The sequence below is a fragment of the Ruegeria sp. AM1 genome (assembly GCF_056540745.1).
Window position 1 is genome coordinate 43775 of sequence record NZ_JBQFXH010000006.1, and the last position, 12870, is coordinate 56644.

13 protein-coding genes are annotated in these 12870 nt (G+C 58.0%); 9 read left to right on the plus strand and 4 right to left on the minus strand.

Annotated elements, in window-relative coordinates; translation table 11 throughout:
• Positions 1–81 precede the first annotated feature (81 nt).
• Positions 82–1557: an NAD-dependent succinate-semialdehyde dehydrogenase gene (locus ACR0I7_RS13680; protein ID WP_480511917.1), complete on the minus strand. Its 1476-nt coding sequence runs from the start codon at positions 1555–1557 to the stop codon at positions 82–84.
• 242 nt (positions 1558–1799) lie between these two features.
• Here ACR0I7_RS13680 and ACR0I7_RS13685 point away from each other — a divergent pair, with 242 nt between their 5' ends.
• The 9 genes from ACR0I7_RS13685 to ACR0I7_RS13725 are packed head-to-tail and all read left to right on the plus strand — an operon-like array spanning position 1800 to position 9252.
• The gene (locus tag ACR0I7_RS13685; protein ID WP_480511919.1) at positions 1800–2879 is read left to right on the plus strand and encodes a hypothetical protein; all 1080 of its coding nucleotides are present in this window, start codon (positions 1800–1802) and stop codon (positions 2877–2879) included.
• A 2-nt stretch (positions 2880–2881) separates the two neighbouring features.
• A complete protein-coding gene (locus tag ACR0I7_RS13690) occupies positions 2882–3304 on the plus strand; it encodes a hypothetical protein (protein ID WP_480511921.1) in 423 nt (140 codons plus the stop codon).
• Positions 3294–4415 carry a hypothetical protein gene (locus tag ACR0I7_RS13695; RefSeq protein ID WP_480511922.1) on the plus strand — a complete coding sequence of 374 codons (1122 nt, stop codon included), beginning with the start codon at positions 3294–3296 and terminating at the stop codon, positions 4413–4415. Before ACR0I7_RS13690 ends, ACR0I7_RS13695 begins: the two co-directional genes overlap by 11 nt.
• Before the next feature lie 22 nt (positions 4416–4437).
• Positions 4438–6369: an AAA family ATPase gene (locus tag ACR0I7_RS13700; protein ID WP_480511924.1), complete on the plus strand. Its 1932-nt coding sequence runs from the start codon at positions 4438–4440 to the stop codon at positions 6367–6369.
• Positions 6369–6659 carry a hypothetical protein gene (locus tag ACR0I7_RS13705; RefSeq protein ID WP_480511926.1) on the plus strand — a complete coding sequence of 97 codons (291 nt, stop codon included), beginning with the start codon at positions 6369–6371 and terminating at the stop codon, positions 6657–6659. The genes ACR0I7_RS13700 and ACR0I7_RS13705 overlap by 1 nt, the downstream gene beginning before the upstream one ends.
• Complete coding sequence (locus ACR0I7_RS13710) at positions 6660–6995, plus strand: hypothetical protein (RefSeq protein ID WP_480511928.1); 336 nt, start codon at positions 6660–6662, stop codon at positions 6993–6995.
• Entirely contained in the window at positions 6992–8329 is a 1338-nt protein-coding gene (locus ACR0I7_RS13715) for a DUF6638 family protein (protein WP_480511930.1), read from the plus strand. The genes ACR0I7_RS13710 and ACR0I7_RS13715 overlap by 4 nt, the downstream gene beginning before the upstream one ends.
• 1 nt (position 8330) lies before the next feature.
• Complete coding sequence (locus tag ACR0I7_RS13720) at positions 8331–8597, plus strand: hypothetical protein (protein WP_480511931.1); 267 nt, start codon at positions 8331–8333, stop codon at positions 8595–8597.
• A gap of 10 nt (positions 8598–8607) precedes the next feature.
• A complete protein-coding gene (locus ACR0I7_RS13725) occupies positions 8608–9252 on the plus strand; it encodes a DUF1523 family protein (RefSeq protein WP_480511933.1) in 645 nt (214 codons plus the stop codon).
• A gap of 58 nt (positions 9253–9310) precedes the next feature.
• Here the strand turns inward: ACR0I7_RS13725 and ACR0I7_RS13730 are convergent, their stop codons facing one another.
• The 3 genes from ACR0I7_RS13730 to flgK are packed head-to-tail and all read right to left on the minus strand — an operon-like array spanning position 9311 to position 12863.
• Positions 9311–10405: a flagellar basal body P-ring protein FlgI gene (locus tag ACR0I7_RS13730; RefSeq protein WP_480511935.1), complete on the minus strand. Its 1095-nt coding sequence runs from the start codon at positions 10403–10405 to the stop codon at positions 9311–9313.
• Positions 10402–11409: a flagellin gene (locus ACR0I7_RS13735; RefSeq protein WP_480511937.1), complete on the minus strand. Its 1008-nt coding sequence runs from the start codon at positions 11407–11409 to the stop codon at positions 10402–10404. The genes ACR0I7_RS13730 and ACR0I7_RS13735 overlap by 4 nt, the downstream gene beginning before the upstream one ends.
• Positions 11410–11411: 2 nt before the next feature.
• Complete coding sequence (gene flgK / locus ACR0I7_RS13740; RefSeq protein WP_480511938.1) at positions 11412–12863, minus strand: flagellar hook-associated protein FlgK; 1452 nt, start codon at positions 12861–12863, stop codon at positions 11412–11414.
• Between the last annotated feature and the right edge of the window lie 7 nt (positions 12864–12870).

Sequence of the window (12870 nt, forward strand, 5' to 3'; positions counted from 1 at the left end):
GTGACAGTTTCACTTCAGTTTGATGACAAGCGCATCGTCAGTGGCCATCGCCCAGGGTGATTGGGCGATGGCGGGGATGGGTCAGACCGACAGGCAGACGTATTTCATTTCCAGAAACTCTTCGATGCCGTGATGGCTGCCTTCGCGGCCCAGACCGGATTGTTTGATCCCACCAAACGGCCCAACCTCGGTCGAGATGATGCCCGTGTTCACCCCCACAATGCCGTATTCCAGCGCCTCGGAGACTTTGTACACGCGGCTTAGGTCCTTGGCATAGAAATAAGCGGCCAGACCAAAGATCGTGTCATTGGCCATGGCTATGACGTCGTCCTCGTCTTCGAACTTGAACAGGGGCGCCAGCGGGCCAAAGGTTTCTTCCTGCGCGACTTTCATGTACTGAGTGACGCCAGTCACGATGGTTGGCTGAAAGAAGGTGCCGCCCAGATCATGGGGCAGACCGCCGGTCAGGATCGCGCCGCCTTTTGCCGTGACATCCGCGATATGGTCCTGAACCTTGGCGACCGCCTTGTCGTTGATCAACGGGCCGGTCGTGACGCCATCCGTCAGGCCGTCACCCACGGCCAGCGCCTCGGTCGCGGCCTTCAGTTTGGCGGCAAAGGCCTCATAGACACCAGCCTGCACATAGATCCGGTTGGCACAGACGCAGGTCTGACCATTGTTGCGGAACTTGCACATCATCGCGCCTTCGACGGCGGCATCCAGATCGGCATCGTCAAACACGATGAACGGCGCGTTGCCACCCAGTTCCATCGAACACTTCATCACCTGATCTGCCGCCTGCCGCAGCAGGATGCGGCCCACTTGTGTCGAGCCGGTGAAGGTTAGCTTACGCACCCCGGGGTTTTCGCAGAACTCTTTGCCAATCTCGCTGGCATTGACCGAGGGAACGACGTTGAACACACCCGCCGGGATACCGGCCTGTTCGGCCAGCACGGCCAGCGCCGTTGCCGACAGCGGCGTCTCTTCGGAAGGGCGCGCGACAAAGGCGCAGCCGGCAGCCAGCGCCGGGGCCGCCTTGCGGGTGATCATAGCATTGGGAAAGTTCCACGGCGTGATCGAGGCTGCGACACCGATCGGTTGCTTCATCACCATGATCCGTTTGTCGCGCTGGTGGCCGGGGATCGTCTCGCCATAAATGCGCTTGGCCTCCTCGCCAAAGAACTCGATGAAAGAGGCGCCATATCCGATCTCGCCAATGGCCTCGGTTAGCGGCTTGCCCTGTTCGGCGGTCAGGATCTTGCCCAGATCCTCGGCGTTCTCCATCATCAGGTCGAACCAGCGGCGCAAGATTACGGCGCGCTCTTTTCCGGTCAGCCGGGCCCAGTCCTTCTGTGCAGCCTCAGCCTGCGCAATCGCACCGGCGACCTGCGCACGGCTCAGGTCGGCAACCTCGGCGATCACGTCACCCCGCGCGGGGTTGGTCACCGCAAAGGTGCCGTTGTCCCCATCCACCCATTGACCGCCGATATACGCTTGCGTCGCCAACAACGTGGGGTTTTTGAGGATCGATTTTAGGTCAGTTGCGGTGTCCAGCATGGGGCAGCCTCCGGCAAGAGTTGGTTTGCGAGCACACAAACAGGTGGCGCTGCAATTGTCCATGACCACAGGCTCTGGCGTCGTTGCGACGCAGACGCCAAAAACACATTGCTTAGGGTGTTCGTCCTATCTTTTTCAATGGGATTTTGCCAAAGTCCTGATGATTTTGAGACCCAAGGGGATGTAAACCGACGTAACATTCCCTATCTTATTGGGTAATAAGGAAAATAGGGATAGGATAGATGTCGAACCAGCAATTCGAAGCGTTGATTCAAGAGACACAGGCCAAAGTACGGGAAAGTCAGTCAAAGATTGAAGGTCTGACTTCGCGGATTGACGCGGCGCGTGCCAAGATTGGTACTGCTGAGGCGGATATCGACATCGAAAACGCCACACTCGACGATGTGCATGCCCATACCGAAGTGATGAATGCCAACATTGCCGAGCTGATCATGGGTCTGGATGATGTCACCAGTGCCTTTTCCAAAGACTTCGACGACATGCGCTCGAAAACCGGGTGGGAGAGCTTTGTTGGCATCTTCTCCAAAGGCAAATCGGACTCGATGCGGCAAGAGCGGATGCGCACGGCCAATATCGACGACAAGCTGCAGGACCTGATCGCCAAATCAGACGTGATCGTGAAGTTGCTGGAAGGCCAACTGTCCGTGCTGGAAAAACAGCGCGTCAAGGTCGAGGATAACCTGACCGTCACGCTTGATGACCGCGAAGCCACCGTGGCCGAGCTGGAAGCTCTGCGTGCTGAAATTCAGGGCATGGATCCGGCGATCATCACGCTGGAAAACAAGATTTCCGTCGAACAGGACGCCGCCGCGCGCACCCAGCTGGAAACCGAGCTGGCTGAGCTGAACAAGCAATACAACGCCAAAGTTCAGGAAGAGCAGGTCAAGCTGGCCAAAAGCCAAACGCTGGAGCGCTACATCGAAAAGGGCAAGACCTGGGTCGATTCACTCCAGAACCAGGCGGCGACGCAGATGGTGCTGATCAACAAGCTGCAGACAGACACGCAACAGCGCGTGGTCTTGTATGACGCCCTGACCAAATCGCTGAAAACCGCGCAGCAGCAGGACGTGGCCCACCGTATCAACGAGATCGGCGTGCAGACCGACCAAGAGGCGCAAACCGCCATGGCCGCCATCGGCACCGCGACCAACCAGAAAATGGCCGACATGCTCGAGGCGCATGAGGACCACATGGTCTTTGCCCGCGACGTGCTGGAGAAAAAGGCCAAGGCAGACGAGCGTTTTGCCCGTCGGTTCGCCTCGATTGTCGAGAAGCATGATAAGAATTTGTATGGGGGTTGAGCTTGGACCGATTGAATACAAGCCGGTCAGAGCAGTTAGGTTGGTCGCCCCTTCGTTGGGCTAATGGTATCTTCGGTGCAGCGCTTGCGATGGCATATATCGGGGGTCGGTACTTTATCTTTGCGCTACCTTTGATTGCGGTATTCGCCATTAGCTTTGCGGTTACTTTTTGGATTACCGGTGGCAACGAAACAGCCATGGGAGTTTCACTAGTATTGCTGTCGCCAATTTCGTTGGCCTTTCTCGTTTGGCAAGTGGCGAGGTTTGTGGGCCCTGCTTATGTTGGCATAATTCAGAAATGTGGAATTGTCTGGCAACGCGCTCACCATTTTTCTCCAGCGGATTTGCTTGGTTCTGTTCGCAAACAGCGCCAGATAGCGTCTGCGGACGTTCATAGACTGTGGGAGAAAGCAATTGGCAGCTGACCCCACCCGAGACCACGTTGGCCTGACCGACACCTTCGCCTCGCGCCGTTACTTCCGCAAATTCGAGGTGATCACCGTCCACCTCCTGCGCGTGGCCGCGACGATGGAGGCAGAGGGTGCGATCAGCAAGCAAGAGGTGCGCATAGTGTCGCGTTACCTCTCGGGGCTGCTCTATACCTTCCGGGCGCTCAGCATGAAATACCTGCTGGTCGGGCGCGATACAGGGCGGTTCTTTGGCAGCCTCGCCATGGACAAACGCGACAGCGGCTTTCCGGTGGCGGCAGAGCTGCTGACAATGGCCAATGACGCGCAGCAGGGGCAGGTGCATTTGGCAAATATGCCCTCAGCCGACGACCTGAAGACCGACATGGTGCGGACGATCATCGGTGATCAGGAAATCCCGACGAAGCTGCAATTCGCGCTGTCCCAAAGACTCTACTACGAGGAATTGCTGAAGGGGGAGCTGTTCTGGGCCCGCAACGATCCCGAATGCCACTGGATCGGGAATGAGGGCGACCGGCGCAAATTCCTGATCCACTGGGCGGTCTATGACAGCCAGATCAACCTGCCGGTCATCTACCTGATGCAGTTGGAGGACAGCGGCAAGACGGCATTGCCCAAGGATCAACGCCGCTGGCCCGAGGTCCAGGCTCATCTGATGGCACAATCCTTAGGTGGGTTGAAACTGGTGACGATCGCGAAAGGTTTCGATCAGGATTTCGACGATCTGCACCCCAAACATCTGCGGCGTATCCATGTGGGCCCGATGTATTCATCGGCCTATACCGAGCAATCCGGCCCGTTGCGGCAGGTGTTGGAGGATGCGCAGGCTCCTAGAGGTCAGGATTGGGCATTGGCCTGGACTTTGGAAGAGCTGGACAGCGAGGACGTGATCGAAGAACGCGCCGGGTGGTTTTCGACCGTGCAGCGTGAGGTATTTGCGTTGGACCCGTTCGGTGGCCGAGGCGCCGAGACTGGAGCGACCCGAACCCAACGGTCGATCATCCTACCCCAGCGCCCGTTTCAGGTGCTGGCTGAGCGCAACCCGCCGGGCTTTGCCGATGTGCGCAAGTTCGTCGTCAGCAAGACCGGGCAGGTGTTGAGATATTGAATACAGCAAAGGCGATTGTGAAATGAGTTTGACGTCAGACCAGATGGAATTGCGCGAAGACGATATTCGCAAGCATTATCCGGCAGCGACCGCCCTGCTAAACGGGTTCGAACACGCGCCTCGGATTGCCAAGGCGGTGGAGACGTCGACGGAACGGTCGCCGGGGGTGTCGACCGGACGTAGGTTCCGGTCCACCACGCCGGGTTTGGTGACACGGCGCACAGTGCGGACAGATGGGGTGCATCTGGTCGAGCGGATTGAGGCGTCGGATGATGGTGACATGCTGGTCTCGCCGCCTCAGGCGACTACACAGCAGGCGATCCGGCGCGCCATCGCCATTGCTCTGGCCGTGGGTGAGGCTTATGCGGAACAGACCCCGCTGGCCGACTTGAAACGTGCGAACCTTGCGGGTGATCTGCCTGCTGCGCGCAAGACCGAATTCTCGGAACTGCTGACGGCTGAGGCTCTGATCACCTCTCACACGTTCGGCAACGCACTGGCCTATCTGATGTCCTCGCATCTTGGTGAGACGACCGCCGATATCGGTGAGCTCGAAGAGGTTCTGACCGACAATGGCCAACTCGCCCTGCACGGCGCGCTATGGGAGCTGGACCAAACGCTGGCCAAACATGCGCCTGACGACGCGCACCTGATCGCGGCAGCTAGTGCCTATGCCGAACAACTGATGGAGAAAGCCGCCCTGCGCGCCCAGTCCGCGGGCCATCTGGCCCCGTTCCAGAACGCCGCTTGGCATATCGAGGCCGACGATCTGACGATCCGGGGGTTCGAACCCGCCTCCAAAGCCAAATCCACCACCCTGACCATGACGTTCAAGAAACCGAACGAGGTGGTGGGCAACCACATCGCCAAGTATCAGGCGATGAAGCTGGCCAAGATGGTGATGGCCTATGATTTTGACCGCCGCCTGAACCCCTTCGCGGAACTTGGCGGGTTCATTTTCACCTTCATGGGCGACGGCAAACCGGGCACCGGCAAGACCACCTTGATCCAGATGATGGCCGGTCTGATCAACGACTACTGCCAGAACGCTGGCTATCCGTTTCGCTATCAGAACCTGAGCACCGACAATATCGACAGCTATCAGGGCAAATCCGGCCAGAACGCCAAGGCGTTTATCAACTCAATCATCGACCCCTCGGTCATCGGCTTCGGCACCATCGACGATATCGACCAACTGGCGGGTAAACGCGGCGACCGGCAGTCGTCGGCCGGGCAGCTGGAAATCACCGCCGTGCTGATGGAGAGCTTTGCGGGGGCCAACACCGTCGTGCGCGGCAACTGCACCTTTGGCATGTTCTCGAATTACCCGGAGAATGTGGACGACGCACTGCGCCAGCGAGCAGGAGCGCGGTTTCTGGTGGACGGGCCGCAAACGCGTGAGGATTACATCGACATCCTGCACCTGCTGATGGGCCGCAACCACGACATCCCCCTGGGCGAACACGAGGCCTATGCCGCGCAAGAGATCAAGAAGGCCGTCGCCGCCAGCTTCGAAAGCCACGCCCGCCCGCATGAGGACGCTCTGATGCAGGTCTATGACCGGGTCTCCGACGAAATCGGCCAGATGGACACAATCGCCAAGTTAGGCACCTACCTCAAGGCGATTCAACAGGCGGATGAGCGGTTCACCGGTCGCGCCATCAAGAACATCACCGACGCGGTCAAGGTCCGCGCGATGGATTTCGAACTGCCAGATGAGTGGATGGAAAACCCGGACCTGTTCCTGTTTCGCGACTACGACACCAAGAAGGCCATGATCGAGGACCTGCGCCAGCCGATCACGGTCGAGATGGTGATGCAGGAGATCAACCGCTACGCCGACAGCGAGTTCCGATATGCCGATAAGAGCGACGAGGTCGCCATCGAAAATGCGGTGCGTGAGATGGGCCGGATGGAAGAGGCCAAGCGGCGGTATCTGGAGGGGAAGGGATAGTGATCGTTTACGCGATTTCCGGTCTGGCACTTGTTCTGGGTCTGATCCTGCCCCTGCGCTGGGGTGTGCTCGGATTTCTGGGAGCCGTGGCGGTGCTGTTTCTAACCCAGTTCGGTGTCAATGCGGGCGGCGGGTTCGAGGGCACCTCATGGGAAGAGTCCCTGATCCTGTTTGAAGGCAGCGTGGTGTCATACATCGGGTTCAACTTGCAGATCACGGCGCGGGCGTTTGCATTGCCGTTGTTGGTACTGGCGGTGGTTGTCGTTGGTCGGTTTGCTAGGAGTTATTGAGTGCTTGATATCCTCTACCTGATTACTTGTGCGCTCCTTGCCTATTCGGGCATCAAGTTTGTCTTATGGGTGATCAGGCGCAGTCTACCCGTACCTTTGGGTGGCTTTATGTGGCTCCGGTTCTTTTTTTGGTGGACCGCTAGTTTAGGCGTCGCAGTTGCAGTGTATTATGGTTTGATTGCCGTGTGTGGCTTGATGATTTTTGACACTTGGGGGTTAAGTGAAAGGCTAGAACCTTCGGTGGTATTGGTTGGCGGCCTCATATTATCAGCGCCTTATTGGGTTGGACTGGTCAAGGGAATTGACCTGCAAGTCACGCACAGGTGGTCAGAATGATCCGCCTCATCGAAGAAGGCCTGATGTTCGGCAACCTCGTCCACATCTCCAGCCCGGCTCTGGTCGAGCGGTATAACCGCGCGCTGCAGCATCTGGCGGGCAAGACCACGGCGCTGATGGACTTCCATGTCGATATCTCGGGCTATTCGCCGGAGGTGGGGATTGAGCTTGAGGATGAGCTCTACCTCAACCCCAACGGGGTCAATCGGCAATTCATCTTGCTGACGACCGAACAGAAACGGGCACCTTTGCTGAACGTCAAATTCTCGACCTCGCGCGATATCCTGCGGGACTTTATCGAGATGAACGAGGCGCAGCTGTTTGCCCTGACCGCCACCGATGCGGTGGCCGGAGAGCTGGTGAACTCGGTCTTCAAACTCACCACGCCCGCCGACCTGCTGAACCTGCGTAAGATCGAGATCGAGGCCGATACCGCTGGCGGCACCCTGCGCAAGGCACAGCAATTGGCGGGTATGGTTGAACAATTCAAAACCGAAGAGGATGCCTGGTTCGATGATGTGCTGATCGCAAAGATGATCGATACGGCCAAGGAAACCGGCGATGTCACGCGCAACCCGGTCCGCTTGCGCCACACGGCTTTTGAGCAACGCAACTTTTGGACAGCGCATTTCGGCGGGCTCTATCTGTTTCCCGATATGGATCACCCGGCAGCGATCTGCATGGGGGACAAGCCGGACGATCTGAAGATCAAATACAGGTTTGATCCTTCGCAGCGAAATCAGATTGCCAAGTTCCTCGATTATAACGATCTGGTCGAGCCGATTGTAAAAGCGCGCGGCGTGGATGCGGCGGCGATCCTGCAGCAGAGGATGGACTTCCTGACCATCGACGCCGCCGCCGATGCGAATGTCGACCTGACCGGCCTTGACCGCAGCGATATGCGACGTTTGGCGCGCACCCATTCCGATCGCCTGCCCGAGGCCTATCATGGTCTGGCGCAATTGCTGCGCTGGGCAACAGATGGCGGGCGATGGCCGCACATCACTTCGGATCATCCGGCCTATTTCTATACGCTGCGTGCAGCCGATACGCCGAACCGCGATCTGGTGAACATGTTGCTGGCAGAACTGGCCCCACTGGATCCGCGCCAGATGTTCATCTGCCATAAAGAGCTGTTCTACAGCACATACAAAACATGGGCTGAGAACAAGAAAGCCTATGTTGCCGACTTCCTCGCGCGCGAGTATCAGGTCGATAAGGCGGGTGCCCGCGCGTCGTTGTTCGGCCATGAGCCGGATATGAGCGGCGATGACCGGGTCAGCGAGGCGGTAATCGCACGTGTGGGCCCTTGGGGCGCGGTCGGGAGGAATTGAGATGTTCGGAGCGATGCGCCTGTTTCTGATCCTGCTGGTCCTCCAGACAGTTGCCTATTTTGCACTGTCACTCTATTCGCGCGGTATGCGGCGCCGTAAGCTTGAGAACTGGTGGGATGAAAAGGGCAAGACTGGCAATAAAGAAGCGTTTGTTGAACGTGGTTTGCATGCCTATGACAATTCGTTCCGACGAAAACTGATCCTTGGCGTTTTTTTTGTACCATGGGTGGCCATCGGGTCGTTGATCTATATCGTGAATTATCTGTGAGGTTCTGGGAATGGTTTATATCAAATGGGCGTTCATCCTGACCTTCTGGATCACGCTAGGGGCAATTCTGCAATATTCGCTGCCGCAACATGACATCGTGCGGATAGTGAACACCTATGAAGAGCGTCAGGATCTGAATGACTGGACCCGGATATTTTGGTCCGAACCAGACGACCAATCCACAAGCCTGTCCAACCGGGATGTTCAGTTCATCCAGGCCGTACGCGCAAATGGAAAGCCGATCGTCTATCGAAACGAGGATACCAGCTGGGGTTGGCCACCTTATTTCAAGTTCGACACCGCAAATCTTTACACCGAAGCCAACGATGCAAAGTCGACCAAAGAGAATCCCGATTGGGTGGCTGTCACGCATTACGGCTGGCGCAACGAATTCATGTCGATCTTTCCCAATGCGGTTTTCATCCGTCACGTCGATGGCCCCGACGTACGCATCATACCCTGGTTCAACATCATCTTCTTGACCGTTTTTGCGGCGCTTATTTGGGCCATTTGGGTGCGCTGGCGCCGGTTCCGCCGATCCAGAATCGACCCGATGTTGGAGAATGTCGAAGATGGGATATATGCTGCCGGCGATGCCATTGAGGAACGGCGCAACAGCTTCCGCCGCTGGCTGGACAGCTGGAGATCGAAGTAGACAAGCGGCTTTGGGTCAGATCTTAACCTGCAAGCTGAGCTGAATTATGGAGCTGCTGTCAGCGTACAATAAACTCTGCGTGCAGGGCACCGGCGGCTTTGATTGTTTTGAGTATGTCAATCATATCCTGAGGCGAGACCCCCAACGCATTCAGACCGGCGACCACTTCGGATAAGGTTGTCGCTGCGGGTATTTCTGCAAGGCCGGTGCCTTCGTCCTCTTCGATATCAGCAACCGTTCTGGGCACCACAACGGTCTGACCGCGCGCGAAGGGGTTGGGCTGTACCGCGATGGGGGCCTCTTCGACCCTGAGGGTCAGGTTCCCCTGTGAAACTGCGACACGCGAAATCCGCACATCCTGCCCCATGACAATCGTCCCGGATCTTTGATCAACCACAACGCGGGCCTTAGTTTCTGGTTCGACGAGGATGTTCTCAATACGACTGATCGCATGCGCGGTTGATGCGGCTTGCGTGGCTGCAACGTTCAGTTCGACTGTGCCCGAGTCCCTCATGATCGCCACAGCGCGATTGAATTCCGTATTGATCGCCACCTCAATGCGACTGGCCGTCGTGAAATCAGGCTCGCGCAGAGCGAGGCGCAGTTGGGTCAGCGTCGATAGTTCAAAATCAATCTCTCGTTCTACCCGGGCGCCGGACGGAATCACGCCCGAGGTCGGGACGCCGCGTACGACAGTGGCCGCTTCGCCCTCGGCGACAGCGCCACCGGCCAGAACCGTCCCCTGCGCAACCGCGTATATTTGACCGTCTGCCGCGTTCAGCGGTGTCATGATCAATGTCCCGCCCAAAAGGCTTTTGGAATCGCCAATTGCGGATACCGTCACGTCAATCTGCCCGCCGACCCGCGCAAACGGTGGCAGGCTTGCTGTCACAAGCACGGCAGCCACGTTTTTGGGGCGAAAATCTTCACCGTTCACATTGACGCCAAGACGCTCAAGGATGTTCGACATGATTTCTTCGGTGAAGGGAGAGTTGCGCAGACCATCACCGGTCCCGTTCAGACCAACCACGAGGCCATAGCCCACCAGATCATTGCCTCGAACGCCGTCGAATTCGACCAGATCCTTCAGTCGAATCGCGCCAGCATTTGCGATGCCGGGTAGCAACAGAAAGAGAAATATCAGCAGCCTCATCTCAGGAAGTTCACCAGTGACAGGTTCGCATTGCGAACGGTTACGGAATACAGACTTTCCAACTGGAACTGCACGGTTTGCAGCTGCGCCGCGGTTTCATAGGGGTCGGCAGAGACAAGCTTGTTTCGGGCGTATTCGACACTGGTCTTTTCCGCTGCATTGCGTGTTGCGGCCTGTTCTACCCGGGCTTCTGCGGCGCCGACCTGCGCGCGCAGATTGACTGTGTCGTCCTTGGCATTCGCCAACTCGACGCCCAGCACTGTAAACAAAGCCGTCCGCTGATCGGGCGCGACACCAAGCGCATTGTCTGAGACAAGCGCCGCGACGGCGACATCGCGCAGCGCCGCCTTGAAGGCGGGATCATTTGCCTTGATGGGTACCGCGATGCTCTCGTTTTCTGAGATTGTCATCGGCGCAAGAGAGGTTGCATTGCCTTGATAAATAACGGCGTCAAACCCAGCGGGGTCGTTGAACCAATCTTCTGCCGCCTGACGAATATCGGCCATCGTGACCAGGCCGGTCAGCTCGGCCTGCAGCGCAGTCAGCAGCGTGTCGGCGGACGGCAAGGGCGAGACATCAGTGGCCGTGCCGGAATACAGGCTGCGCCCGCCGGCGCGGGTATTGAGCGCTGAGATCATCGTGTTCAGCTCGTTCCGCGCCTGAACAGAGGCCTGTTCATGTGTGACCGTCTGGTTGGCGCTGCCAAAGGCGAGCAGTGACGCAGAAAGTTCGCCGATTGAATCGCTAAAGGTTGTCAGGCTCAGCTGCATTGCATCCGTGAAAAGCCGTGCCTCAGATGTTGCGACGGAATAGGCGTCGAACTGTACCAGCTTGCGATCCAAATCCAGAAGATAGGAGTAATCCCCGCCAAGGCGGCCCGAGACATCCTGTACCTTGCCGGTGGACATCTCATAAGAAAGTGTCTCGATCTGGGTTTTGATTTCCGTGCTGCGGGCCCGCAATGTCAGGCCACGCGCCAGATCACCGATTGCATTCAATGTCATTGTTAGATCCTCAGCAGTGTTTCCATCAGCTCATCCACGACGGAAAGGATCCGCGCGTTTGCCGCGTAGATTTGCTCGATCTGCATCATCCGCTGCAACTCGGTGTCGCTGTCCACGCCTTGTTCGGCGACCAGTTTCTCCATCTCGAGCTGGGCACTTGCGGCGAAGACGCGGCGTTCTTCGGCCACATGTGCATCGGCCCCCACCTTTGACTGCAGCGCCTCAGTGATTTCGGCGGCGCGCAGATTGCCGGTTCCGAATATGGTGCCCGAGAGCGGTCGGGCATCGGCCAGAACCGCACCAAATGCCCGAAGCTGTGTAGCGTCCCCGGGCGCGCCCGGTGTCGCGGCACCAAGCCCCGCGCGCAGTCGCCAGCTGTCGCCGCCCGCATCGGGGTCGACAGCTGTGTTCACACTGATGCGTGAGGCAAGACCAGCAGGGGCCGTCGCGTCAAACCGATTGCCGGCATCCGTAAAGAGCCCCGGATCGGTTGCCATAGCCGTGGGATCAAGACCGGGCGTTTCGAACCGTTCGATGAGATCGCGGGCAACAGCATCCAGATTTACCTGTGCTTCGACCGAGAGTTCGTCGCGGATTTCGAACTGAGCCATCAGCGCTCCGCCGCGAATTTGCGCCGTATCGCCCTGCGTCGTCACCGGGTTTCCGTTGACCTGCAGACCGGACAATAACCCATTCGCAACCGTCATATGAGGTTTGGTGTCGCCCGTGGTCGAAAAGGTAAACTCGGCGGCCGTCCCTTCGAGCAGGATCAGCCCGCCATCCGAATAGAGCGAGATGCGATCATTTTCGCGGGCGACTGCGTTGACCGGGACCAGTTCATTCACCTGATCTATCAGTATTTGCCGTTGATCGAGCAATGCCCCAATATCACCGCCAGAATTCCGTATCGCAGGTATCCGGGCATTCAGCGCCTCGATATCTTTCAGGGTCTGATTCAGCGTTTTGACCTGCCTGCCGATTGTCCGATCAGCGTCAGATCGTATCTGGCGCAAACCCTCAGAGGCCGTGTTCAGCTGGGTGGCCAAATCGCGCCCGGCGCGCGCTGCCTGATCAAGGCGTTCGGCCGATTCCGGCAGGCTGGCAGCCGTAATCAGGCTCCCGTCAAAGGCGGCCAGCTGCGCCGAGATGGAAGTGGGGTCATCCGGAGTGCCGACCAGTCTTTCAAACCCGGTGTGAAACGTCGCAACCGTAGAGTTCAGCGCCAGTTCAGCGTCAGTGGCGCGTCGGTTCGCAATCAGGACAGGATCCTGATGCCGGGTAACGCCAGCGACGCGCACCCCGTTGCCTGATATCTGGCTGGTCGACAGCTCAAGCGATCTGCGTGCGTAACCGGGCGTCAGCGCATTTGCGATGTTCCCGGATACAACCGCTGCGCCACGACTGGCGGCGCTCAATCCACCCAGCGCGTTGTTAAATGCTGTTGACATGCTCATGACGCGA

What these genes read in the sequence shown, in the direction of transcription:
- ACR0I7_RS13680 (WP_480511917.1), bottom strand. Translation starts at nt 1,557, where the DNA reads ATGCTGGACACCGCAACTGACCTAAAATCGATCCTCAAAAACCCCACG.
- ACR0I7_RS13685 (WP_480511919.1), top strand. Translation starts at nt 1,800, where the DNA reads ATGTCGAACCAGCAATTCGAAGCGTTGATTCAAGAGACACAGGCCAAA.
- ACR0I7_RS13700 (WP_480511924.1), top strand. Translation starts at nt 4,438, where the DNA reads ATGAGTTTGACGTCAGACCAGATGGAATTGCGCGAAGACGATATTCGC.
- ACR0I7_RS13715 (WP_480511930.1), top strand. Translation starts at nt 6,992, where the DNA reads ATGATCCGCCTCATCGAAGAAGGCCTGATGTTCGGCAACCTCGTCCAC.
- ACR0I7_RS13720 (WP_480511931.1), top strand. Translation starts at nt 8,331, where the DNA reads ATGTTCGGAGCGATGCGCCTGTTTCTGATCCTGCTGGTCCTCCAGACA.
- ACR0I7_RS13725 (WP_480511933.1), top strand. Translation starts at nt 8,608, where the DNA reads ATGGTTTATATCAAATGGGCGTTCATCCTGACCTTCTGGATCACGCTA.
- ACR0I7_RS13730 (WP_480511935.1), bottom strand. Translation starts at nt 10,405, where the DNA reads ATGAGGCTGCTGATATTTCTCTTTCTGTTGCTACCCGGCATCGCAAAT.
- ACR0I7_RS13735 (WP_480511937.1), bottom strand. Translation starts at nt 11,409, where the DNA reads ATGACATTGAATGCAATCGGTGATCTGGCGCGTGGCCTGACATTGCGG.
- flgK (WP_480511938.1), bottom strand. Translation starts at nt 12,863, where the DNA reads ATGAGCATGTCAACAGCATTTAACAACGCGCTGGGTGGATTGAGCGCC.